At 39.2% G+C, this 23272-nt stretch carries 23 protein-coding genes; 20 read left to right on the forward strand and 3 right to left on the reverse strand.

The annotated features are described in order from the left end of the window. Window positions 1–27 precede the first annotated feature (27 nt). The 3 genes from R6U77_RS11700 (at window position 28) to R6U77_RS11710 (ending at window position 2280) form a co-directional block, all read left to right on the forward strand. Window positions 28–459 (forward strand): SRPBCC family protein, encoded by a 432-nt coding sequence (locus R6U77_RS11700; RefSeq protein ID WP_319835765.1) that lies wholly within the window; start codon window positions 28–30, stop codon window positions 457–459. A 110-nt stretch (window positions 460–569) separates the two neighbouring features. Then, entirely contained in the window at window positions 570–1118 is a 549-nt protein-coding gene (locus tag R6U77_RS11705; protein ID WP_319835766.1) for a sigma-70 family RNA polymerase sigma factor, read from the forward strand. Then, window positions 1078–2280, forward strand: coding sequence for a hypothetical protein (locus R6U77_RS11710; RefSeq protein WP_319835767.1), 1203 nt, complete (start codon window positions 1078–1080; stop codon window positions 2278–2280). Before R6U77_RS11705 ends, R6U77_RS11710 begins: the two co-directional genes overlap by 41 nt. Before the next feature lie 67 nt (window positions 2281–2347). Here R6U77_RS11710 and R6U77_RS11715 read toward each other — a convergent pair whose 3' ends face one another. Beyond that, a complete protein-coding gene (locus R6U77_RS11715) occupies window positions 2348–3613 on the reverse strand; it encodes a BaiN/RdsA family NAD(P)/FAD-dependent oxidoreductase (protein WP_319835768.1) in 1266 nt (421 codons plus the stop codon). A 132-nt stretch (window positions 3614–3745) separates the two neighbouring features. On the opposite strand from R6U77_RS11715, the gene R6U77_RS11720 reads away from it, so the two are divergent. The 3 genes from R6U77_RS11720 to R6U77_RS11730 all read left to right on the forward strand — a co-directional run bounded on the left by R6U77_RS11720 (window position 3746) and on the right by R6U77_RS11730 (window position 8074). Then, entirely contained in the window at window positions 3746–5359 is a 1614-nt protein-coding gene (locus R6U77_RS11720) for a putative polysaccharide biosynthesis protein (RefSeq protein ID WP_319835769.1), read from the forward strand. A 12-nt stretch (window positions 5360–5371) separates the two neighbouring features. Continuing rightward, window positions 5372–6085 (forward strand): pseudouridine synthase, encoded by a 714-nt coding sequence (locus R6U77_RS11725; RefSeq protein WP_319835770.1) that lies wholly within the window; start codon window positions 5372–5374, stop codon window positions 6083–6085. A gap of 504 nt (window positions 6086–6589) precedes the next feature. After that, the gene (locus R6U77_RS11730) at window positions 6590–8074 is read left to right on the forward strand and encodes a GGDEF domain-containing protein (protein ID WP_319835771.1); all 1485 of its coding nucleotides are present in this window, start codon (window positions 6590–6592) and stop codon (window positions 8072–8074) included. 66 nt (window positions 8075–8140) lie between these two features. Here the strand turns inward: R6U77_RS11730 and R6U77_RS11735 are convergent, their stop codons facing one another. Further along, on the reverse strand, window positions 8141–8362 hold the full coding sequence (locus R6U77_RS11735) for a DeoR family transcriptional regulator (RefSeq protein WP_042474511.1): 222 nt from the start codon (window positions 8360–8362) through the stop codon (window positions 8141–8143). A 355-nt stretch (window positions 8363–8717) separates the two neighbouring features. On the opposite strand from R6U77_RS11735, the gene pepV reads away from it, so the two are divergent. From pepV to R6U77_RS11775, 8 genes are all read left to right on the forward strand, one after another. Then, window positions 8718–10103 (forward strand): dipeptidase PepV, encoded by a 1386-nt coding sequence (pepV, locus tag R6U77_RS11740; RefSeq protein WP_319835772.1) that lies wholly within the window; start codon window positions 8718–8720, stop codon window positions 10101–10103. A gap of 21 nt (window positions 10104–10124) precedes the next feature. Beyond that, the gene (dat, locus tag R6U77_RS11745; protein WP_319838372.1) at window positions 10125–10976 is read left to right on the forward strand and encodes a D-amino-acid transaminase; all 852 of its coding nucleotides are present in this window, start codon (window positions 10125–10127) and stop codon (window positions 10974–10976) included. Between the two features lie 174 nt (window positions 10977–11150). Continuing rightward, a complete protein-coding gene (locus R6U77_RS11750) occupies window positions 11151–12134 on the forward strand; it encodes an NERD domain-containing protein (RefSeq protein WP_319835773.1) in 984 nt (327 codons plus the stop codon). Beyond that, window positions 12134–13051: a diacylglycerol/lipid kinase family protein gene (locus R6U77_RS11755; RefSeq protein ID WP_319835774.1), complete on the forward strand. Its 918-nt coding sequence runs from the start codon at window positions 12134–12136 to the stop codon at window positions 13049–13051. Before R6U77_RS11750 ends, R6U77_RS11755 begins: the two co-directional genes overlap by 1 nt. A 48-nt stretch (window positions 13052–13099) precedes the next feature. After that, window positions 13100–13741 (forward strand): tRNA (guanosine(46)-N7)-methyltransferase TrmB, encoded by a 642-nt coding sequence (gene trmB / locus R6U77_RS11760; RefSeq protein ID WP_319835775.1) that lies wholly within the window; start codon window positions 13100–13102, stop codon window positions 13739–13741. 15 nt (window positions 13742–13756) lie between these two features. After that, entirely contained in the window at window positions 13757–14623 is an 867-nt protein-coding gene (locus tag R6U77_RS11765; protein WP_319835776.1) for a YtnP family quorum-quenching lactonase, read from the forward strand. A 245-nt stretch (window positions 14624–14868) separates the two neighbouring features. Then, window positions 14869–15303 (forward strand): NUDIX domain-containing protein, encoded by a 435-nt coding sequence (locus tag R6U77_RS11770; RefSeq protein WP_319835777.1) that lies wholly within the window; start codon window positions 14869–14871, stop codon window positions 15301–15303. A gap of 12 nt (window positions 15304–15315) precedes the next feature. Next, on the forward strand, window positions 15316–15741 hold the full coding sequence (locus R6U77_RS11775) for a hypothetical protein (RefSeq protein ID WP_319835778.1): 426 nt from the start codon (window positions 15316–15318) through the stop codon (window positions 15739–15741). Between the two features lie 245 nt (window positions 15742–15986). Here the strand turns inward: R6U77_RS11775 and R6U77_RS11780 are convergent, their stop codons facing one another. Further along, on the reverse strand, window positions 15987–16301 hold the full coding sequence (locus R6U77_RS11780) for a hypothetical protein (protein WP_293929002.1): 315 nt from the start codon (window positions 16299–16301) through the stop codon (window positions 15987–15989). A 131-nt stretch (window positions 16302–16432) separates the two neighbouring features. On the opposite strand from R6U77_RS11780, the gene R6U77_RS11785 reads away from it, so the two are divergent. The 6 genes from R6U77_RS11785 (at window position 16433) to R6U77_RS11810 (ending at window position 23100) form a co-directional block, all read left to right on the forward strand. Further along, window positions 16433–17509 (forward strand): M42 family metallopeptidase, encoded by a 1077-nt coding sequence (locus R6U77_RS11785; RefSeq protein WP_319835779.1) that lies wholly within the window; start codon window positions 16433–16435, stop codon window positions 17507–17509. Between the two features lie 181 nt (window positions 17510–17690). Further along, window positions 17691–18209, forward strand: coding sequence for a DUF84 family protein (locus R6U77_RS11790; RefSeq protein ID WP_319838373.1), 519 nt, complete (start codon window positions 17691–17693; stop codon window positions 18207–18209). 69 nt (window positions 18210–18278) lie between these two features. Next, window positions 18279–18800, forward strand: a complete 522-nt coding sequence (locus R6U77_RS11795; protein ID WP_319835780.1) for a hypothetical protein — start codon at window positions 18279–18281, stop codon at window positions 18798–18800. Window positions 18801–18872: 72 nt separating this feature from the next. Then, window positions 18873–19676, forward strand: a complete 804-nt coding sequence (locus tag R6U77_RS11800) for a DUF1444 domain-containing protein (protein WP_319835781.1) — start codon at window positions 18873–18875, stop codon at window positions 19674–19676. An 8-nt stretch (window positions 19677–19684) separates the two neighbouring features. Next, a complete protein-coding gene (gene ytpR / locus R6U77_RS11805; RefSeq protein ID WP_319835782.1) occupies window positions 19685–20299 on the forward strand; it encodes a YtpR family tRNA-binding protein in 615 nt (204 codons plus the stop codon). 278 nt (window positions 20300–20577) lie between these two features. Continuing rightward, the gene (locus R6U77_RS11810; RefSeq protein ID WP_319835783.1) at window positions 20578–23100 is read left to right on the forward strand and encodes a DNA translocase FtsK; all 2523 of its coding nucleotides are present in this window, start codon (window positions 20578–20580) and stop codon (window positions 23098–23100) included. Window positions 23101–23272: the final 172 nt, after the last annotated feature.

Below are 23272 nucleotides of genomic sequence, written 5' to 3' on the forward strand. Positions count from 1 at the left end.
ACGATATAGAAGGAAAGTAGTGAAAAAATGGCAACAGCATCACATTCAGTAACAATTCCTGTACCTGTTGAAACGGTATGGAAGTATGTAAGTAAAATTGAGCATTGGGCAACATTGGTTCCTGCGTATAAGGAACATGAGCAAATTGATGAACAAAAATCAGTTTGGACATTTGAAGGTAATTTTAAAGGCTTGAAAAAGACAGTGAAAATGGAATTAAGCATTATTGAATTTAATGAGCCATCAAACATTAAATTCGAGCTAAAGGGCTTAACGGATAACTTTACAGGAAGCGGTAAATTTACGGCTGAAGAAAATGCTGGAAAAACAACGATGACAGGTATTCTCGAAGTAAATGCTGGCGGCTTGTCAGGTGCTGTTTTAACACCGGTTATTAAAATGGTGCTACCAAAAGTAACATCACGTTTGACAGAGAAAATCGCACGACAAATTAAATAATGTATGAGGGACTGTCTAAAAAATGGGCAGTCTTCTTTTTTTACGAAAAATATGAAACTTTTTTATAAGAGTGGCAGTCTAACTACAAATTGCTTTTAGGAGGTGAGTGTGTGAAGGGGCATGACGAGCAATTGCGGCAAGCAATGGAGGCATACGGAGATTATTTAGTTCAGCTTATTTATACATATGTACGCAATTGGCAAACGGCAGAGGATTTAACACAGGAAACATTTATCCGTTATTACCGTTCTCTGCCCAAATTTCGTCACGATGCGGCTGTCAAAACCTATTTATACCGTATTGCCATTAATGTGACCCATGATTATTTAATGAGCTGGAAGCATAAAAAAGTGGTCGTGTCAGAGCTTTTTCAAAAATGGTTGAAAACAACGCAAACACCAGAGGTAGAATTGCTGCATAAAGATGAGCAACAACAGCTTGTTTGGGAGATTGAAAACTTGCCAACGAAATATAAGGATGTCATTGTGCTCTTTCATTTCGCTGAATTTTCATTAGAGGAAAGTGGCGATATTTTAGGCGTGCCAATTAATACAGTGAAAACAAGGCTTAGAAGGGCGAGGCAAATGTTAGGTCAAGCATTAGAGGAGGGAGAGCTAAATGAAAGACCCCATTCAAAAGGCAATGAAGGACGCTTATAAAACAGGAGCTTTTTCACAAGCAAAAAAAGATGAAACACTCGTAAAGGTGCAACGTAAACGCAAACACAAACCATTTTTACAGCTGTCACTTACGCTAGTTGTTACTTGCAGTGTGATGCTACTATTATTTTTCCTTGTGAAATCCCCACAAACAGAAATAGCGAGTCATGCTGATAGAGCAGCGCTGGAGCAAGCTTATATGGAGCGCTGGGAGGCCTTTTCAGCTGTTGTGGCAAACAGCTTTGAGGAGCAGGAGCGGATTCAATATTTAGCAACGAGTGATTGGTCATTGCAGCAGGCACTACTTGAGCAGAAAGATGGGCGTGTGCTTGCACAATTGCTTCAGCATATGGTCTTTATTGTAGGAGATGCACATACGAAAGTGGAGTTTCCTAAAGTGACGACATTTGACCAGCTAATAGCACAAGCGCCTACCTTAGTAGAGAAGCTTGAAAAAGTGTATGGGGAGAGGGATATTTTCAAGCTAGGAGAAAAACGCTTGCTGGATATGGAAATATTGTATATGGATTTTTGGGAAATTGTCGGCAATGTCATTTTATATAGTGCGATTATTTATTTCCTTTATAAGCTTTGGCGAAAAAAGAGAAATCCAGCGTTTGCTGTTTTTCAAGTGATTGTAGTGCTTGTGATGCTATATAACTTTGTCAGGCCACCATTGATGGAAATAGCGACAAGCGAAGAGGAGCTATTGGCACAATCTCTTGCTTCATATAAAGAATTTATGGGGGAATGGACAGATGTATCAGCAGCGGAAATTGTGGATATTGAACAGTTTGGTGACAACCTTATGCTACTAATTGACGTTGGTGATGATATTTATGTTTTTTCGAGTTTTACGTATATGAAGGATAGAAAAGGTTATTTATGGGTAAGGACAGGGTGGGGCAGAGAAGAAAATTGGGTAGAGCTATTACCAGCAATATACGAGATGGATGCGATAGGATATACTTTCGTATTACATCCTAAGCATGAGATTGGACGAATTGAGATTGAACATGCTGTGACAAAGGAAACGACATCTTTAAACATTCCAACAAATGAAGCGAGTATATATTATCTAGCTACACCTAGATTTAGGGGAAATGAAAATGAAAATTTTGTTTTTCACTACTACGACCAACAAGGGAATTTGTTAGAGTAGTTCAAAGGTGGTGATTCGCACATTAAACATTAAAATTCGCCCGTAAGATAGCAAAAAACTGCGGGATTCAATGCCCCGCAGTTTTGCCGCCTGCGCTCATCCCCGCAATGCGTCCTGTGACAAGTGCTGACGTAATGTTATAGCCACCTGTGTAGCCATGGATATCTAAAATTTCGCCGCAGAAATATAGTCCGTGCTTTTTCTTTGATGCCATCGTTTTTGGCTCAATTTCTTTCACTGAAACACCGCCACCTGTGACGAATGCTTTTTCGAGTGGCTGTGTACCATGTACGTCCATTGTGAAGGCAATGAGCTCATGAGCAAGTGCACGAATTTTTTCTTGTGAAAGATCTGCACCTGTTAGAGTGCTGTCAATGCCTGCTCGCTCTAATAAAAATAGTAGCCAACGTTCTGGCACAAGCGATTTCCATAAATTTTTGACTGCTTTTTTTGGCTCTGCTGTTATCGTTTGCATGAGCATTTGGAAGCAGCCTTCCTCGTTATAGGCAGGCAGCGATTGAATGCGAACCTGTACTGGTGCCCCGCCATTTTTTTTACGTTCTTTGACGATAAATTGGCTACAGCGTAAAATCGCTGGACCGCTTAAGCCGAAATGGGTGAAGAGCATATCCATCTGATGTGTCACAAGCGGCTTACCTTTTGCATTTAATACAGACACAGCAACGTTGCGTAATGCGAGTCCCTGTAGCTCACGTGAGGCGATGAATGGCTCCTTCGATAAAACAGGCACCTCTGTTGGATATAGCTCTGTGACAGTATGACCTGCACGCTCTGCCCATGGGTAGCCATCACCCGTGGAACCCGTTTGTGGAACAGCTTTGCCACCAACCGCAACGATAACGGCATTTGCGCGAATTTCAGTACCATCTTGCAAGCGTACACCAAAAACGCGTTCCTCATCGATTAGCAATTTTTGTACTGCGGTATGAAGACGGACTTCAACAGCTAATTTTTTGAGCTGTTTTTCAAGTGCGTCAACAACGTCCTGTGCACGGTCAGATACGGGAAACATGCGCCCGTGATCTTCTTCCTTTAATGCTACACCTAAGCCTTCGAAAAAGGCGATAATGTCCTCGTTGTTGTAAACGGTAAAGGGGCTATATAAAAAGCGACCATTGCCAGGGATATGACGAATAATTTCCTCTGCGGGTAGGCGATTTGTGACATTGCAACGACCACCACCAGAAATGGCTAGCTTTTTGCCGAGCTTGCCGCCTTTTTCGATTAATAATACTGTTTTATTTTGCTCTGCCGCTGCGATGGCGGCCATTAAGCCAGACGGACCACCGCCGATGACGATAATATCATACATAGTTATATGCTCACTTTCTAGTACAATTGATTTTTCTTTACCATTATACACAATTTGTTTGAGTTAATGGTCACATAGATGTAAACTTACAGGTAGGCTAATTTTAGATTGAGAAAAGATAGGAAGAATAACATGTCATCATTAATGAAGGGAACTGCGATTTTAACAATCGGGTTATTTTTATCAAAGCTTTTAGGTCTTGTGTACTTATTCCCATTTTATGCGATTGTTGGTGAAGAGAATATGGCTCTTTATCAGTATGCATACATACCTTATACGATTATGCTGTCGATTGCCATTTCTGGGCTGCCACTTGCGGTTTCAAAGTTTGTTGCCAAATATAATGCACTCGGCGATTATAAGACGGGCGTACGTTTAATGAAATCAGGCACAATTGTCATGCTATTGACAGGCTTGGCATCATTTATTTTATTAAATTTACTGGCAACACCGCTTGCTAATATGGTCATTAAAGATGATGAGCAGCTGTACAGTGTGGAGCAAATCGCTTCAGTCATCCGTTGGGTGAGCTATGCGTTACTTGTTGTCCCTTTGATGAGCTTAATTCGCGGCTATTTCCAAGGCTACGGTCATTATATGCCAACGTCTGTTTCGCAGTTGATTGAGCAAATTGCGCGTATCGTTGTGTTGCTCGGCGGCTCGTTCGTTGTCGTTGTGCTGTTTGGTGGCTTGCCAGAAACAGCAATTAAATTTGCCGTATTTGCCGCATTTATTGGAGCGCTCGGTGGTTTATTTGTGTTATATCATTATTGGAAAAAGCTTAAACCTGAATTTCGGGTGCTACAAGCTAATTCCATTGCGAGCCAACAAGTATCCTATAGCGAAATTTATAAGGAAATTTTCACCTATTCGATTCCTATTATTTTCGTGGGCATTGCCAATCCACTGTTCCAACTAGTGGATATGCTAACGTTTAATGGTGCAATGATTGCAAAAGGTGTGGATGCGAAGCTAACAGATATTTACTTTTTAATGCTCAATTTATTGACGCATAAAATCGTTATTATCCCTGTCATGCTAGCGACTGGTTTATCAATGGCTTTAATTCCAACGATTACGAAATATTTTACACTTGGTCAGCTACATACATTGCGTAGTACGATGGATAAAATGTATCAAGTGTTATTGTTTGTGACGATTCCAGCTGTTGTCGGCATTATGATTTTAGCGCCATCGTTGTACCATGTTTTATATGAACAAAGCGAAAATGGTGCAACGGTCTTAATGCATTACGCACCAGCAGCAATTTTATTTGCCATCTTTTCTGTGACAGCCTCCTTGCTGCAAGGTATCAACTATCAAAAATGGATTATTTTCAGCTTGCTGACAGGAATTTTTGTGAAGCTTGCTTTGAATATTCCGCTCATTAAATGGTTGGAAGTAGATGGAGCAATTTTAGCGACGATGATTGGCTATGCGGTGACTTGTGTGATTAATATTACTGTTATTCATCGTACGTTGCAATATAATGCCAAAGTGGCGATGCGTCGCATATTATTAATTTGCATTTTAACGATTGTGATGACGCTTGTCGTATCAATTATTTATGTTGTTTTACAATGGATTGCGCCAGCTGATAGCAAAATGTTAGCACTTGTTTATTTATTAATTTGTGCAGCAGCAGGTGCAGGCGTATATGGCTATTTATCGCTACGCCTTGGATTAGCGCAAAAGCTATTAGGTGCTAGAGTTAAAAAAATCGCCGATAAATTAGGCATGAGTTAAGGTGAAGGAATTATGCGTTTAGATAAATTATTAGCAAATATGGGCTACGGTTCCCGTAAAGAAGTAAAACAATTATTGAAGCAAAAAGCTGTGACGATTGATGGTGCTGTGGCGAAGGATGCTGCAATGCAGGTTAATCCAGATGAGCAGCATGTGACAGTTTTCGGTGAGCGCGTGCATTATGTAGAATTTATTTACTTAATGATGAATAAACCACAGGGGGTCATTTCCTCTACGGAGGATAATTATGATAAAACAGTTATTGACTTATTAGACCCACTTGCTCAGCATTTTAAGCCTTTTCCAGTAGGACGTTTAGATAAAGATACGGAAGGTTTACTGTTAATTACCAATGACGGGCAACTTGCACATAATTTATTGTCACCGAAAAAGCATGTACCGAAAACATATTATGCAAAAGTAGACGGACAAGTAACAGAGGAAGATATCAAGGCATTTGCTGCAGGTGTTACATTGGATGATGGTTATGAAACAAAGCCAGGACATTTGGTCATTTTGAAATCTGATGCACTATCAGAAATTGAATTGACAATCCAAGAAGGTAAATTCCATCAAGTGAAGCGTATGTTTGAAGCTGTTGGGAAAAAGGTAACATATTTAAAACGCTTATCAATGGGCTCACTTTTATTAGATGAAAATTTAGCGTTAGGACAATATCGTGAAGTGACAGCAGAGGAATTAGAACTATTAATGAATAATAAATAAATATTTTTTAACGAAAAATAGAATGAATACGAGTAACAATGGGAAAAAATTATTCCTTATTGTTACTTTTTTTATCTTCTTAGATATATAGAACTAATATAATTTGATATTCATTCTAAAATAGTTAAGACTACTAGATGTATACATACTTTGTAACTGTATTATTAACTCATTTTTCCTTTTGATAATATTTTACTCATGTTTTATAATAATTCAAAAAATATAAATTATTTTATAACCAATTTGTTAATTTTATGTAAAATATTTCATTTAATTTTAATGAATAGTTTATTTTTTACTGTAATCTTATTTTGATAAGGGAAGTAAGGTGCTTGATATAAACGGAAAAATTTATACATAAAATACAATTTCAATTTAGTAGGAGTTTTTCTCAAGTTTTAAAGTGGGTCGTTGCGCTCCTACAATTATTCATCGCATGTCCGTTAAATGCGAGATAAATAATTCATTTCGGTAATTCAATTTCAATGAGGGAACGTGTTTAACATGAAAAATTTACATATTAAGCTTCTTTTATCTCTTATCATTTTTGCAGTGATTTTAGTAACTGTTGTAACGTTCACTAATCGTAAGCTTGTACAAAATGATATTCAAGAACGGACAAAAGTCAATTGGTCATTAATTGAAAATCAAATTTTAGATAATTTAGAGGCGACTGATACTGTGCAATATCATTTAGAGCAAGACCTTTCGAAAACTGTAGAAACAGAGCTTCGTAAAATGGCGATGCTGTATAAGGAAAATTCGGATATATTGTCATGGGATTTGGAGGAAATGAAACAGCAACATGGTATGGAAATATTTATTATGGACAATACCAATACAATCGTTCATACAACATACCCACCGGATTTAGGTATGAATTTTAAAGAGTGCTGTGCAGAATTTGATCGTGTCCTTACACAAAGAAGATTGAGTGGGGAATTTTTCACAGAGGGGATAGATATTTCAACACAGCTGAATGAAATGTGGAAATATAGCTATTTAGCAACCCCTGATCATGAATATTTAATGGAGCTAGGCATACGAGCAAAGGATGTTGCTTTGTTCAGTGATTTCAATTTTTTTGATATTGCGACTAAATTACCAAAAGAATATGATGATTTATTAGAAGTGAAAATCATTAACCGTGCAGGCAATTATTTAAGCAATTCAGAGGGGGAACATGAATCTGTCAAAAGCAATGATACAGAGTTTCAGGCAGCTTTCCGACGCGCACTTGAAACATCAAATATTATACAGTATGAGAGGCATATAGGGGATGGAATTATCGAAACCTACCGCTTTTTACCTTATGATAATGTGCAAAATAGAAGCTACTCTACGAAGCGAGTAGTTTTTCTAAAATATAGCAACGCATCAGAGCTAGCATGGCTGAAAAGAAATACACAGCAGTTTTATTTCATTTTAGCGGTCGCTATTTTTACATCGATTATCGCGCTCATTGTATTAAATTTAATTTTAATGAAAACAATTCGACAGGCAGAACGTGATCCATTAACAGGTGTATACAATCGCGCAACTTATTTAGAGCAAGTGGAAAAGTTATTAAAACGACAACAGCGCAAAAAAATGGGCGTATTGTTATTTGATGTAGATAATTTTAAACAAGTAAATGACCAATATGGCCATATAAAGGGGGATATTGTTTTAGTAGAGCTTGCTAAAATGCTTGAGCAACTTGCTCGAAAGGAAGGCTTTGTCGTTCGATTTGGCGGAGATGAATTTGCTATCGTTATTAAAGATGCAACCATTGAAAAGTTAGAGCAAATCGCCAATAAAGCGATTGAGGAAATTACTCTAAAAAGGCAAGGAAGCGACTTAGCGTGGGCAGTGCTGTCATTAAGTATTGGTGGTACGTTGCAAGCCGATTTGCAAGAAACAGAACGAGACCTATATTCAAGAGCAGATGAGGCATTGTATATGTCAAAGCATGGTGGTAAAAATCGCTATTCGTTAAAAGTATTATAATGCAGAAAAAGAATGCCCCCGACGAAAAGGGCATTCTTTTTGTTACGTTCACCTAACAAGGTGAAACTAGGATGTCAGTTTTACTTTTTTCTTCGTCGTTGTCCATTTACCTCGACTTGGGCTCATAACCAAGTCGTTGAAGGCTAACACATTCAAATCTCTTTGAATGGTGCGAGGAGTGATGTTGAACTCTTCGACTAAATCCTGTGTAGACACTTCTCCTTTTGTAAGAATAAACATGTACACGTCTTTAATACGATTAAGCATTCTATCAGTAGTTGGTTTCATCATTAGTGAACCACTCCTTCGATCTTAATTCTCATGGCAAAGACTAGCGGACGACAATATGTGCGGAGTGCACGTAGGCTTTTCGTTGATGCCCCAGACAACCCCTTTTCAAAAGTAATCTATCAGAACAAATATTCTGATAATATGATTATAACGCATATTTGTAACAATTTCTATTAGTTTTAAATGATTTCATAAAAAATTTACTTCTTATTTACATTTTTTATGCGCAATACCAATTCATTATGTCTTCGATATGAAGGGGTAGCATTTGCTTAAAAAAGTATAATATTTTCCGTTGTTTTTTCACGAAGAAGGCGTAAAATAGACGGTATTAGAAAATGAGGTGGAATACATGAATTGGTTACAAATTGCGCAAAATCGTCAGGATGAATTGCTGACAGAATTACAGCAGCTTATTCAAATTGAAAGCGTGCTAGATGAAAACAATGCAACGGCAGACAAGCCGTTCGGGCAAGGTCCACTTGATGCCCTCCGCTTTATGCTAACTAAAGGTGAGCATGCAGGAATGCAAGTGAAAAATATTGATAATATGGCTGGCCATATCGAGATGGGGGAAGGTCAGGAGTTACTCGGACTTTTATGTCATGTAGATGTAGTACCTGTTGGTGATGGTTGGACATATCCACCGTTTGAAGGACGCATTGTGGATGGCAAATTGTTTGGTCGTGGTGCGATTGACGATAAAGGACCGACAATGGCTGCATGGCTTGCGATGAAAATGGTGAAGGATAGCGGCATTCAGCTTAATAAACGAGTTCGTATGATTATCGGAACGGATGAGGAAAGTGGCTTCCGCTGTGTGACACGCTATTTTGAAAAAGAGGAAATGCCAACAATTGGCTTTGCACCAGATGCAGATTTCCCTCTAATTAATGCGGAAAAAGGTATCGCACATCTTATTTTTTCACAAAAAAATAAGGCAACTGAAAAAGATACACTCATCTCATTTAACGCAGGAAAACGAACGAATATGGTACCGGATTTTGCTGAGGCGAAATTAGTGACTATTTCCGCAGATGGAGCTACAAAATTCCAAGCATTTTTACAGGAAAATGGGGCGGAAGGTGCTTTAACAAAAGAACAAGACCACTATATAATAGCTGTTAAAGGAAAATCAGCACATGCAATGGAGCCTGAAAAAGGTATCAATGCAGCGGTATTACTAGCGCAATTTTTAACGACAGAGCTAGCAAGTAGCGGCTTAGAATTTGTACAGTTTATTGCAGATGTCTTTGGAGCGGATCATTTTGGTACAGCATTGGCGCTGAACTATCGTGATGAGATGTCTGGAGAAACAACATTGAATCCAGGCATCCTTCGATTTGATGACAATGGTGGCACAATTGAAGTGAGCATGCGCTATGCTGTTACCTATTCATTCGAAGAGAAAATAACGGCTGCGCAGCAAGTGTTAGCGCAAACAGATTTCATATTAGATATCGCAAGTAATTCAGCGCCGCATTATGTACCTGAAGAGGATGAGCTTGTTCAAACATTAGTAGGTGTTTACCAAAAGTATACAAATGATTTTTCGAAAGTGCTATCAACAGGCGGTGGCACATATGCTCGCGTATTAAATAAAGGGGTAGCATTTGGTATGTTATTCCCAGGTGAAGCAGATGTGGCACATCAAAAAGATGAGTTTGTTGACGTGGAAAATTTAATTAAGGCAGCAGCTATTTATGCAGAGGCAATTGCTAAGCTAGCAAGTAAATAAAGATGAGAAGAGGAATGTATGATGGGGTATAGTTTATTAAATGATCGCATTATTGGAGATGAGCAAGTTGTTGTTAATAAAGAGGATCGTGGTTATCAGTTTGGTGACGGCGTTTATGAAGTAATCAAAGTGTATAATGGACAATTTTTTATGGCTGAGGAGCATATCGATCGCTTCTATTTAAGCGCAGAAAAAATTCGTTTAACAATTCCATATACGAAGCATAAATTACATCAATTATTGCATGAGCTTGTAGAGGCAAATGAAATTCATACAGGACATGTATATTGCCAAATTACGCGTGGTGCAACAGCGCGCAATCATATTTTCCCAAGTGCAGATGTAACGCCTGTTTTAACAGGAACAGCAGTAGAAGCAGCAAGGCCTGTTGCCAATTTAGAAAATGGGGTAAAGGCAACGTTTGTTGAAGATATTCGTTGGCTGCGCTGTGACATCAAATCATTAAACTTATTAGGCGCGATATTAGCAAAGCAAGAAGCATTTGAAAAAGGCTACTATGAAGCAATTTTACATCGTGGTGAAACAATTACAGAAGGCTCATCAACGAATGTTTTCGGTGTGAAGGATGGCGTTTTATATACACATCCAGCAAATAACCTCATTTTAAAAGGTATTACACGTGAAGCAATTTTAACATGTGCGGCGGAAATCGGTCTGCCAGTAAAGGAGCAGCCAATAACGAAAGAACAATTGCTTGCAATGGACGAAGTCATTGTTGCATCAACGACATCAGAAGTTACACCAGTAATTGAAATTGATGGCAAGCAAATTAACGGCGCTCAAGTAGGTGAATGGACACGCAAATTGCAAGCACAATTTGAAACGAAAATTCCAGCAGCGATTACAATTTAATTGTAATAAAGCACAGGCAGCTCAGTTTAGGGTGCCTGTGCTTTTCATTTTGTATCGAAAGTAAGGTGGCGTGTCATATATTTTGGCGGTATGTAACTTTCAATTGTATATTTTTTTACACATAATTCATGTACAATAGAAAGTATGAAGCTAGTAGATGGAGAGTGTTAGATCATGGCACAATTAATAAAAATACAGGACTATATATCTCGCTATGAGATTGACTTCACACGCTATCCTACACAATTTGTCCGATTGAAGAAGGTGCAGTGGGAGCGCATTAAGCATCAATGGGAAACGGGCGGTGAACTGAACCAGCAATGGGAGCATGTTGATACAACGGATGATATCGTTGAAGTAGCAAAGCCGAGGTTTTCCTTCTTGAAAAAAATATTTCCATCAAAAAAGCAAGAAGTAGAAGTGCTTGTGGAAGATGAGGCAGAGGAAGATGAAGAAATTCTCGATGAGGAAACGACGCTATTTTTCGAGCCCAATATCGTGTATAATCCGCAAAGCTTAGAGGAGCTCAAGCGCATGTTTATGGATCAATTTTTCCATTTTCAAATGAAATGGGCGAGCTCTACACTGCGTGAAAAATCATATGTCGATCCAAAATATATGCGTGACACATTGCTACGTACACTATTGCAGGACTTACCTGATAATTACTTGCTGCTTTATTACCCGATTTTGCGAGTGAAAAAGGCACCAATTGAATTAGAGGTCATTATCATTACACCTGTTGAATGTATTTGCATTACAGTGGTGGAGGAAGAAAGTCAAGCTGTTTATGTTGGGAGCAGTGAACGTTTTTGGTTAAAAAAAGTAGGGAAACAAGATAAAAAGACGCTGAATCCATTTATTCGTTTGAACCGAATGGAAACATTAGTGAAGCAGCTATTTGAACAGGCAGAGGTTGAAATGCCGGTTCGCAAAGTACTGCTATCGCGCAATGGCTATTTTGATTATCCAGGCTCTGTTTATGGCGTGCAATTTGTTGATAAGCGCAACTACGCAGAATGGCTTCAACAAATGAAACGCACTGTTTCGCCAATGAAGCATATGCAAATTCGAGCAGCTCAATCCATTTTAGCAATTGGTCAAACGACATCGTTCCATCGAGATATATGGAGCGAGCAGAAAAAGGATGACGAATGATGCAGCTGCATATTATTTTGAATGAACATGCAGGCAGCGGCAGGGGGATGAAACGCTGGAAAAGCTGGCAGTCCCTATTAGAAATTCCTTATATACTACACATAACAGAGTATAGAGGTCATGGGTTTCAAATTGCTAAGCAGATTGCGCAGGAGGCAGAGGAACAGAGTCGACCAGCATGTATCGTGATCATTGGAGGAGATGGAACGATACATGAAGTAATAAACGGTGTGCTTGCGAACGAATGGGTAACAATCGGTGTGATGGCTGGCGGCTCAGGCAATGATTATGCACGTACATATGATACATTTCATTCGGTAGAAGAGCTGCTTCAATTTATACAGCAACCTACGAGAAAGCAGCAAGACTGTGGTATGGTCACATTGCAAGGACAGCATGCTTTTATGAATAACTGTGGCATCGGCTTTGATGCAGCTGTCGCCAAGGCTGCCAATGATTCTGCATTGAAAAGAGTTTTAGGTAAATTAGGACTTGGCAAACTAAGCTACATTTACTATTTAATTAAACAATTGTTTGTTTTTAAACCATTTGAGTTAACGGTGATGAAGAATGGAGAGCAGCATGTTTTTCATGATGTTTGGTTTGCAACAGTGTGCAACCAGCCATATTTCGGCGGTGGTATGAAGCTCTCACCATCCTCTAAAACGGATGATCAAATGCTTGAAGTGATTGTTGTACATAATCTATCGGCAATAAAATTACTATTTTTGTTTATGACGATATTTCCTGGTATGCATGTTCATTTAAAAGAAGTAACACAGCTAACAGGACAAAAATTTCAATTGACACATAATGCAGAGCTGCTTTGCCATGCAGATGGAGAAATATTGGCAAAGTCAAAGGAAGGGCTAACATTTTATGTGAATCCTTTAAGCTGGTATGCGACAAAAAAATAGTGAATCAGTTATACTAAAAAGATGTAAAAAAGAAATGAGGAAAAGTAAGTGAGATTAAGAAATAAACCATGGGCAGAGGAATTTATTAATGAGCATCCAGATGTGATTCTGCCAAACCCTGAGCAATGTAAAGGAAATTGGGCAACTGTATTTGGGAATGATCATCCTATCCATATTGAGGTTGGCACAGGAAAAGGTCAGTTCGTTTTAGGAATGGCATTACAAAATCCTGATATTAATTATATTGGTATTGAGCTATATGATAGCGTAATTGTCAGTGCGCTAGAGCGTATTGTAGAAGCTAATAAGCCAGCTAATTTGCGCCTTTTAAAAGTAAATGGAGCAAAATTACAAGAATATTTCGCAAAGGGCGATGTCAGTCGCGTTTATTTGAACTTCTCTGATCCATGGCCAAAAGCGCGCCATGCGAAGCGCCGTTTAACACATGAAGGGTTTTTATCTATCTATGAAAGCGTGTTAATGGATCAAGGCGAAATTCATTTTAAAACGGATAATCGAGGTTTATTTGAATACTCTTTAGTGAGCATGAACGCCTATGGAATGGCATTAAACTATGTATCTCTTGACTTACATGCTAATATGCCAAAGGATAATGTGATGACAGAGTATGAGGAGAAATTTTCAGCAAAAGGGCAGCCGATTTATCGCTTAGAGTGCCAATTTAAGTAATAGGGGGAGAAATGGATGGATAACTATGTATTTCATGAAATGACGCTTTTTTGGTTAAATGGTGGGGTAACTGCGCTAGATGGGGGAGCGATGTTCGGTGTTGTACCGAAGGCGCTATGGTCACGCAAATACCCTGTCAATGACTTAAACCAAATTGAATTGGCATGTGAGCCAATTTTAATTCAATATGCTGGAAAAAATTATTTAATTGATACAGGTGTGGGCGCAGGAAAGCTCACAGAAAAGCAGCTGCGCAATTTCGGTGTATCAGAGGAGTCGAACATTGAAGCAAGCTTAGCTGAGCTTGGCCTGAAGCCTGAAAATATCGATGCGATTTTAATGACGCATTTGCATTTCGACCATGCAGGTGGCTTAACGCGCTGGGAAGGTGACAAGCTCGTACCCGTCTTTCCAAATGCAACGATTTACACGACGCAAATCGAATGGAATGAAATGCGCAACCCAAATATCCGTTCACGCAACACATACTGGAAGGAAAATTGGGAGCCTGTACAGCATCTAGTGAAAACGTTTGAGGGTGAGCTAGAAATCGTACCTGGCTTGAAGATGGTACATACAGGTGGTCATAGCGACGGGCATGCGGTCATTCGCTTAGAGCAAAATGGTGAGGTCTTGTTACATATGGCAGATATTATGCCAACACATGCCCATCAAAATCCGCTATGGGTGTTAGCTTACGATGATTATCCAATGACAAGCGTTTTTGCCAAGGAAAAGCTGATGAAGGAAGCATTGGAAAATGGTTATAAATTTATTTTCTATCATGATGCCTATTACCGCATGATTCAATGGGATGTGACAGGCAAGGAAGTTGTTGATAGCTTAAAGCGCAGCAACGAGGCAGTTATTCAGTTTAAGTAATAGTGAGGGAGCGTCCGAAAAGTCATTTTGGGACGCTCCCTTTGCGACGAGGATGGTGACAATTTGCTCCTGCGATTACTCGTCGCAGTTAAAACCATTTGCTCCTGCGATTACTCGTCGCAGTTAAAACCATTTGCTCCTGCGATTACTCGTCGCAGAAAAGCTCTATTGTGACCACCGCAGGAGCACAATTTTAATCAAAAATTCACTTTCTGAACAGCTATTGTTATTAAAGGGGGGAGTTAATGACTGTACCTGTATTTGGACAAAAGAAAAACACATATGTAAAAAGAGATGCTGCATACGCCATTATATTCGATGAATCAAAAGAAAAAATAGCGTTGATTTTAATAAATGGAGCGGATTATTTCCTACCTGGTGGTGGCATAGAAGAGGGCGAAAATCATGTCATGTGTTTAAAGCGAGAAGCATTAGAAGAAATGGGCATGGCAATTGAGCCGATTCACTATTTAGGCTATGCACAGCAATATTTTTATTCATGTAACAATGCAGTGTATTATCTGAATGAAGGACATTTTTATATATGCGAGAAAAAGCAGTTGGTAGGGGAGCCTTTAGAAAAAGGGCATGTCCTTGTATGGCTGGAGCCTTCTGTTGCTAGTACAAAGGTAATTCATGCATATCAAGCATGGGCGATACAAAAAGCACTGGAATGGTAGGGAGAGGACGCAATGAAAAAAATCATATTGCTGATGCTATGTGCCATTCATATTTTCCTTTCGATAGGATTATTTTTTATTGGTAAACAGTATGCTTTCATTCCTGCCTCAACAAATGGATGGCTACCTAGCTTGTTGATTAGTATTGTTTTATTCATTCGATTGCTTTGGAAGCCTGTAAAATCCCCAACACTTATAATGATCATCTATCTGTTCTGTATTTTGACAGCTAGTGTGATTGTTTATAGTGATTTGCCTGCTTATACATATGAGAAAGCCACGCAAAAAATTGAGCAAGAAACAGGTCAAGCGGCTCGTTTAGAGACTAGTAATGCACCAAAGGGACATCACAAAGCATACTTTATTTATACAGAGCAAGGACAATATATATTTGATATACATACAGGAGAATATATGGAGAGAGCTAGCTGGAAATGATAACAAGCTAGCTCTTTTTTAGGTCTATCGGTAAGTTTTGTGATTCTATCAGCAACTTTCGGCATTCTATCGGAAAATTATCATTCACTAACTTGACTAAATCATCACAAAAACTCTATTATATATGCTCGTTATAAATTGTATATTGCAATATTTACACCTCTTAAATAAAAACTGCTTCGCCAAAAGCAAAGCAGTTTCTTGTGATTTTTGAAAATCGCTGGTATCTTTCTAAAAAATTCTATTTACAGCTTCGTCAGCTCCAACACTGCACCTGAGCGAGCGTCTGCTGCGAATTCGAATGATTCCATTTCGCCATTCATCATACGTGAAATGCCGCCACGATAAACAGGAGTTGTTGTAAAGCCATTGCTAAATTCTTCTACTTTCATAAACACCCATGAGCCATCAATCGGCGCTTCTTTTTTGAACTCTGCCTTAATTTGTTGTAATACTGTGTCTGCTGATAAGTAAGGATCAACGCGTTCGCTAACCTCTTTAATAATAATAGCTGCTGCTAAGCCCGTTGCTACCCCTAAAACAAAATCTCTCAATTTCATTTTTCTTCCCTCCTTATGTCTAACTTTACCATACATAATGTGGCATGTAAAAAATAGAAAATTCGAAGGGCGAAATACTTTTTAACTATGTTATAATAGGAATGTAATTGAACAAGGGGAGTGTTATAAAAGTGAATCAAGAAACAATGGAGCTTTTTAAAACATTAACAGAGCTACCGGGAGCGCCGGGTAATGAACGTGCGGTGCGCAGTTTTATGCGCAGCGAGTTAGAGAAGTATGCGGATGAGGTTATTCAGGATAATTTAGGAGGAATTTTCGGTGTACGTAAATCAGCACAAGCAGATGCGCCGAAAATTTTAGTAGCAGGCCATATGGATGAAGTCGCCTTTATGGTGACATCGATTACAGACAATGGCATGATTCGCTTCCAAACATTGGGTGGCTGGTGGAATCAAGTAATGCTTGCACAGCGTGTGACGTTGTATGCGAAGGAGCGCGAAATTCCAGGTGTTATCGCTTCAATACCGCCACATTTATTAACCGATGCAGAGCGTGCAAAGCCAATGGATATAAAAAATATGCTAATTGATATTGGAGCAGACTCAAAGGCAGATGCGGAGGCAATGGGCGTTCGTCCAGGGCAATCCATCATACCTGTATGTCCGTTTACACCGATGGCAAATCCGAAAAAAATTATGGCGAAAGCTTGGGATAATCGCTATGGCTGTGGTTTAGCGATTGAGCTATTAAAAGAATTAAAAGACGAGCAGCTAACAAACCACTTATATTCAGGTGCGAATGTCATGGAAGAGGTTGGCTTACGTGGTGCTGGTGTTTCAGCAAATATGATTAAGCCGGATTTATTTTTCGCATTAGATGCATCACCAGCAAATGATACATCTGGTGATAAATCACAATTCGGTCAATTAGGGCAAGGAGCATTGTTGCGTATTTTGGATGGCACGATGGTAACACATCGCGGTATGCGTGAATTTGTTCTAGATACAGCTGAATCTAACAGCATCCCGTATCAATATTTTGTTTCACCAGGTGGTACAGATGCTGGGAAAGTGCATACACAATTAAATGGTGTACCTTCAGCGGTAATCGGTATTTGCTCACGTTATATTCATACATCATCCTCAATTATTCACGTTGATGATTATGCAGCAGCGAAGGAGTTATTAGTGAAGCTTGTGAAATCAGCTGATCGCACAACGCTTGAAACGATTAAAGCAAACGTATAAAAAATGGGGGGTATCGGGTAACCGACACTCCTTTTTTTATGAAGCGCAAAGAAATTCGCAGATAAATCATGAAAAAACGCAGATATCTTCAAGGAATTCGCAGATAAATTATAAAAAAACGCAGATAAGCATCCTTTAAGTAAAAAAACGTCCACTTTTAGGACGGTAGGAGATGAAAAATATGTTAGTAGCAATTGGTACACAAAATAAAGCAAAAACAAGCGCAGTGGAAAAAGTAGTGCGTACATATTTTCCAGAAGCGAATTTTATTCATATCAATGTGGAGTCAGGTGTAGCAGCACAGCCGATGTCGACAGAGGAAACGAGACAAGGAGCAATCAACCGTGCAAAAAATACATTACAACAGACAGAAGCAGATTGGGGCTTTGGCTTAGAGGGTGGCGTTCATCAGCTTGAGGATACATTATATTGCTGTAATTGGGGTGCAATTGCGTTAAGAGATGGCACGGTAATTAGCAGTGCAGGCGCGCAATTTATGTTACCTAATGAAGTAGCAAACGAAGTACATGCAGGGCAAGAGCTAGGTCCTGTAATGGACGCTTTTGCACAGAAAGAAAACACACGCCACAATGAAGGGGCAATTGGTATTTTTACAAATGGTCTCATTAATCGTCAGCAAATGTTTGAGCATATCGTGACATTACTCGTTGGACAAGTTTTATATTTGAATAACAAATAAGCAATGTAGTTGCACAAGTACCTCTAATATTTTAAAATGTATGCTGTAGTAGAAAGTGGGGGAATTTTTATGAAACGCAAATGGCTTCATGGCCTTGCAATTACGGCGCTTGCCTTTTCACTAGCAGGCTGCGGTAAGTCAGTGCAGGAGCAAATTGAAGTTGGGGTAGCAAGCGCTGAAACCATTTTCCAAGAAGGCGCTGAAGTACCTAACACAACAATAGGTTCAATTGAAGTATTTGTACCGAAGTCTTATACAGTAGAGCAAGGTGCAAACGAAATGAACTATATTTTAACGAAAGATAAAGATTCTTATATATTATTTGTCAATACGAATGAACAAGAGGATAGCAAGCTGCATTATGATAATTTAATGGCTGATCAAACAAAAAATGTAGTGAAGTCTCAGGAAATGGAGTCAGATGAGGAATTTGGCTTTTCAGCGGTTGTTCAACATGAGGATGACAAGCATTATGAATTAATTGTCAGCATCGGTGGTATTAAAATGACAACGATTTCTGAAGATCGCAAAATTGAAGATAAGCTCAACACAATGATGCAAATTGTTCGTTCTGTTAATATTGTCAAATAATATTTGTAAAGCGTCCACTATTACAGAAGGGCGCTCTTTTTTGTTATAATCAATATAAAGGGAGTGACAAATGTGAAATCTCCAGAACTTGTAGAAGCACTCAAACAAAAACTTGGCGAGGAGCTTTTTAACTGGTCTTATGATCAAGAAACCGATAAAGTGCGCTTAGAGCATAAAACATTACAGCGCGGTATGGATATTTCAATAGCTGAAATTGCGGCGAAATATACGACGAAAAAGCAAGCGGCGATTGATGAGGTCGTTTATACGATTGAGCATACATTTGCAGCGATGCTACAGGAGCAAGAGGTGGGCTTTAGGCAATTGTCTGCTGTTTACCCAATTATTCGTTCCGGCTCGTTTCCGAAGGTATCAAAGGAGGGGCATGCCTTTGTAACGACAGAGCATACGGCAGAAACGCGTATTTTCTATGCCTTGGATTTAGGTACAACATATCGTTTAATTGATGAGACAATGCTTGAAAAGCTTGGTGTGACAGCAGAGCAGATACGGGAAGTTGCTCGTTTCTCAGTCAAAAAATTGCCAACAGCAACGAAAAAGGATGAGGTATCAGGCAATTTATTTTATTTCCTCAATCATAATGACGGCTATGATGCGAGCCGTATTTTAAATGAGCAATTTTTGCAGGAAATGGCAGCGCAAATCGAAGGCGACATGACGGTTTCTGTACCGCATCAAGATGTGCTAATAATAGGTGATATTCGCAACGAAGTAGGGTATGATGTACTAGCGCAGATGACGATGCATTTCTTCTCAATTGGCGCAGTGCCAATCACATCTTTATCATTTATTTATGATGAAGGCAATTTAGAGCCGATTTTTATTCTGGCAAAAAACAAAGTGAAAAAGGAGTAAGAGAAACAATGAACGTAGCATACAATAAAGAGCATGTTGGTGATGTGCTTTTAGTACAATTAGCAACGGAAAATATCGTAAAAACAGTAGTGGACAAGCAAGGCGATGTTGCTTTATTAAAAGAAGAAGCAACTGGCGAGGTAAAGGCATTCAACTTATTCAATGCAAGCAAATATATCGAGCTAACAGCACAGGGTATCGTTGAGCTAACACCAGAGCTTATTGAAAAAATCGAATCGGCATTAATAGCGAACAATGTGACACTATCATTAGATGTTGATTTTTCACCGAAATTTGTCATTGGCTACGTAGAGGCGAAGGAAAAGCATCCAAATGCCGATAAGCTGAGCATTTGTAAGGTGAATGTTGGTGAGGAAACATTGCAAATCGTTTGCGGTGCACCAAATGTAGATGCAGGTCAAAAAGTAGTTGTCGCAAAAATCGGTGCAGTGATGCCTTCAGGTTTATTAATTAAAGAAGGGAATTTGCGCGGCGTTGATTCATTCGGTATGCTATGCTCAGCACGCGAGCTAGAAATTCCAAATGCGCCATCAGAAAAAGGAATTTTAGTATTAGCGGAGGATGCTGAGGTCGGCTCAGCGTTTGAAATTCCGACGCGCTAAAATAATAAGGTGTAGAGAAATGATGAGATGACTTTAGCAAATAGCTAACGTCATCTTTTTTCTTAAATTTCCCCATTTCCACTGTGTAATCACTGCCTCAAAGCCGTAAAATATGGTATGCTTTTATTATTCTTAGTGCATTTGCAAAATATTAGATACAAGAAATTTTATCAGAATTCAATAGAAAATGCCCATCTCTACAGGTGGAGCGATGCAATTACGCCAAGGCGTAATTGATGTTCTAAAAATAATGAGGTTTTAAAGAAGAGAGTGAGCATATGAACTGGTTTAAAAAACAAATGAATAAAATTTTATATACAGATGAAGAGTATGATGCGTATGAGCAAGAAAATGGGCAATACGAGCAATATGAGCAGCCACAGCAAGCGAAAAAAGCAGCCTTTCGATTTCCGCTTATTGCAGATGAAGAGGTAATAGAAAAAAAGTCAACGCCACAGCCGCAGCAGCAAACGAATCGTGTGGAAACCAATAACTCAACATTTGAGCTGCCAAAGTATTTACAAGGAGAGCCTGAGGTTTACGATGTAGAAGTGTCAGGTATTCGAGAGCTACTAGCACGTAGAAAAAAGAGCAAAGGGCAAACGAATATTTATAAAAGCCAGCCACAGGAACATCGCAATCATTCAACAAGGGAAGAAAAAGATTTTTTAATGCCAACGAAAGCGCATGCTAAAAATGAGCCAAAGCAAACAACAGTCAACCCTTTGCAAAATCGCAGACGCTTCATTCCAACAGATGTGCCATCGCCAGTATATGGATTTGGAAAACCGAAGCCGATTGAGCAATTGCTACCGAAAAAAGAGCAGGTGAGAGTGGAAGAAATCGAGCAATTTATTGCTCAGGAAGAAATGCCTGTGCTAGAGCAACAACAGGAGGTAGCTGCAACAATTGAGCAGCCTTCTTTAGCAACAATTGAATTATTCGAGGATGGTCAAGCACCACAACCAGTGGAGGTGAATACATCTGAGTATAAGGATATAGAGCAACCGCCCATTATGGAAGAGCAAGAAGAGTTTGATTTGTTAAACGAATTAAAGGTGGAGAACTTAACGATTGAAAACTCCACAATTCATATCGGTCAATTGCATGTAGAGCAAGCACCACAAAAGGAAGTAACGTCAGGAAGCCGCTTGCCATTTAATGTGCTAATGTTAAAATCCGATAAGCAAAAACAGCTTGCAAAGGAATTTGTCAAACAGCATTTACAGCAGCAAGACGTAAAAACTATAAAAGAACAGCCTGCACAACAAGAGGAATTACAGGAGCAGCTACAAATAATCGAGCAACCTGTTGAATTGGAACGAGAAAATATAGCGCCGCAAGAAGTGCCAAAAACCCTACAAGCAGAGCCTGTCACTGGAATAGCGTCAAAGCCGCATTATGAAAAGCCTTCAACAACATTTTTAGCACCGCCTGAGCAAAAAACGGAAGACTATGATTGGATGGAGCAGCAGGCAGAAGCATTAGTAGAGGCACTTTCTTATCATCAAGTAGCTGCACAGGTGGAATCGATTATGCAAGGACCTGCGGTTACACAATTTGAAATTACAATCGGTCAAGGGACAAAAGTGAGCAAAATTCGCAATTTAGCAGACGATTTAAAGCTTGCATTGGCCGCAAAGGATATTCGAATTCAAGCGCCGATTCCTGGTAAGCGCACAATTGGTATTGAAATACCTAATTTAATTTCTCGCGCTGTCCGCTTGTCAGAAGTTACAAATAGCCCTGTTTTTAAAGATTCCGACTCACCTATGGAGGCAGCGCTTGGCTTAGATTTAACAGGGAAGCCTGTAACATTAGATTTGCGAAAAATGCCGCATGGTTTAATTGCTGGTGCAACAGGGTCAGGAAAATCTGTTTGTATTAACTCCATTTTGGTTAGTCTATTATATAAGGCTGATCCAAATGAATTAAAGCTGATGTTAATTGACCCAAAAATGGTAGAGCTTGCACCATTTAATCATATCCCGCATTTAGTGAGCCCTGTTATTACAGATGTAAAAGCAGCAGCAGCAGCCTTGAAATGGGCGGTAGAGGAAATGGAGCGTCGTTATCAGCTATTTATGCATGCTGAAGTGCGTGATATTACACGTTTTAATGCGATAGCAGAGGCAAATGGACAATATGCGCAGAAGCTTCCATATTTATTAATTGTCATTGATGAGTTAGCCGATTTGATGATGATGGCACCTACCGATGTAGAGGATGCAATTTGCCGAATTGCGCAAAAGGCACGTGCTTGTGGTATTCACTTAATTGTCGCAACACAGCGTCCTTCAGTTGATGTCATTACAGGCTTAATTAAAGCGAATATCCCAACGCGTATTGCCTTTGCGGTATCATCACAAATCGACTCACGTACGATTCTTGATATTCAAGGCGCAGAGCGCTTGCTTGGGCGAGGGGATATGCTGTATTTAGGAAATGGCATGTCAGCGCCACAGCGTATTCAAGGAACATTCGTAACGGATGACGAAATTGAAGAAGTCATTCGCTACGTGCGCAGCCAAGGACAACCAGATTATATTTTCGAGCAAGAAGAATTATTGAAAAAAGTTGAAACAATAGAAGCACAAGATGAGCTTTTCGAGGAAGTATGTCGATTTGTTTATGAGCAAGGAACAGTTTCTACATCGTCGATTCAGCGCAAGTATCATATCGGCTACAATCGTGCAGCAAGGCTAGTAGAGATGCTAGAAGGGCACGGATTTGTGTCTGAGCAACGAGGGAGTAAGCCGCGTGAGTCATTAATTACAGAATCAGATTTAGAAAATTTATAATGATACTGGACACACAAATAAGTATAAAAATATAAATTAGCTGTCTAAACTGCAGTTTAGACAGCTTCCAACAGTAGAGAAGTTAGAATAGTCGTTCATTTATTGTTCTACATATTTAGTGCTATAATAAATTAGTATTTTTTATCTCAATTCACTAACACTGTAGGGTGGA

It is taken from the genome of Lysinibacillus louembei, from assembly GCF_033880585.1.
Taxonomy (GTDB): Bacteria; Bacillota; Bacilli; order Bacillales_A; family Planococcaceae; genus Metasolibacillus; species Metasolibacillus louembei.

Excerpts from the sequence above, each read along its gene's own strand:
- R6U77_RS11700 (WP_319835765.1), top strand. The coding sequence starts at position 28 with ATGGCAACAGCATCACATTCAGTAACAATTCCTGTACCTGTTGAAACG.
- R6U77_RS11710 (WP_319835767.1), top strand. The coding sequence starts at position 1,078 with ATGAAAGACCCCATTCAAAAGGCAATGAAGGACGCTTATAAAACAGGA.
- R6U77_RS11715 (WP_319835768.1), bottom strand. The coding sequence starts at position 3,613 with ATGTATGATATTATCGTCATCGGCGGTGGTCCGTCTGGCTTAATGGCC.
- R6U77_RS11720 (WP_319835769.1), top strand. The coding sequence starts at position 3,746 with ATGTCATCATTAATGAAGGGAACTGCGATTTTAACAATCGGGTTATTT.
- R6U77_RS11725 (WP_319835770.1), top strand. The coding sequence starts at position 5,372 with ATGCGTTTAGATAAATTATTAGCAAATATGGGCTACGGTTCCCGTAAA.
- R6U77_RS11730 (WP_319835771.1), top strand. The coding sequence starts at position 6,590 with ATGAAAAATTTACATATTAAGCTTCTTTTATCTCTTATCATTTTTGCA.
- R6U77_RS11735 (WP_042474511.1), bottom strand. The coding sequence starts at position 8,362 with ATGAAACCAACTACTGATAGAATGCTTAATCGTATTAAAGACGTGTAC.
- pepV (WP_319835772.1), top strand. The coding sequence starts at position 8,718 with ATGAATTGGTTACAAATTGCGCAAAATCGTCAGGATGAATTGCTGACA.
- dat (WP_319838372.1), top strand. The coding sequence starts at position 10,125 with ATGGGGTATAGTTTATTAAATGATCGCATTATTGGAGATGAGCAAGTT.
- R6U77_RS11750 (WP_319835773.1), top strand. The coding sequence starts at position 11,151 with ATGGCACAATTAATAAAAATACAGGACTATATATCTCGCTATGAGATT.
- R6U77_RS11755 (WP_319835774.1), top strand. The coding sequence starts at position 12,134 with ATGCAGCTGCATATTATTTTGAATGAACATGCAGGCAGCGGCAGGGGG.
- R6U77_RS11765 (WP_319835776.1), top strand. The coding sequence starts at position 13,757 with ATGGATAACTATGTATTTCATGAAATGACGCTTTTTTGGTTAAATGGT.
- R6U77_RS11770 (WP_319835777.1), top strand. The coding sequence starts at position 14,869 with ATGACTGTACCTGTATTTGGACAAAAGAAAAACACATATGTAAAAAGA.
- R6U77_RS11775 (WP_319835778.1), top strand. The coding sequence starts at position 15,316 with ATGAAAAAAATCATATTGCTGATGCTATGTGCCATTCATATTTTCCTT.
- R6U77_RS11780 (WP_293929002.1), bottom strand. The coding sequence starts at position 16,301 with ATGAAATTGAGAGATTTTGTTTTAGGGGTAGCAACGGGCTTAGCAGCA.
- R6U77_RS11790 (WP_319838373.1), top strand. The coding sequence starts at position 17,691 with ATGTTAGTAGCAATTGGTACACAAAATAAAGCAAAAACAAGCGCAGTG.
- R6U77_RS11795 (WP_319835780.1), top strand. The coding sequence starts at position 18,279 with ATGAAACGCAAATGGCTTCATGGCCTTGCAATTACGGCGCTTGCCTTT.
- ytpR (WP_319835782.1), top strand. The coding sequence starts at position 19,685 with ATGAACGTAGCATACAATAAAGAGCATGTTGGTGATGTGCTTTTAGTA.
- R6U77_RS11810 (WP_319835783.1), top strand. The coding sequence starts at position 20,578 with ATGAACTGGTTTAAAAAACAAATGAATAAAATTTTATATACAGATGAA.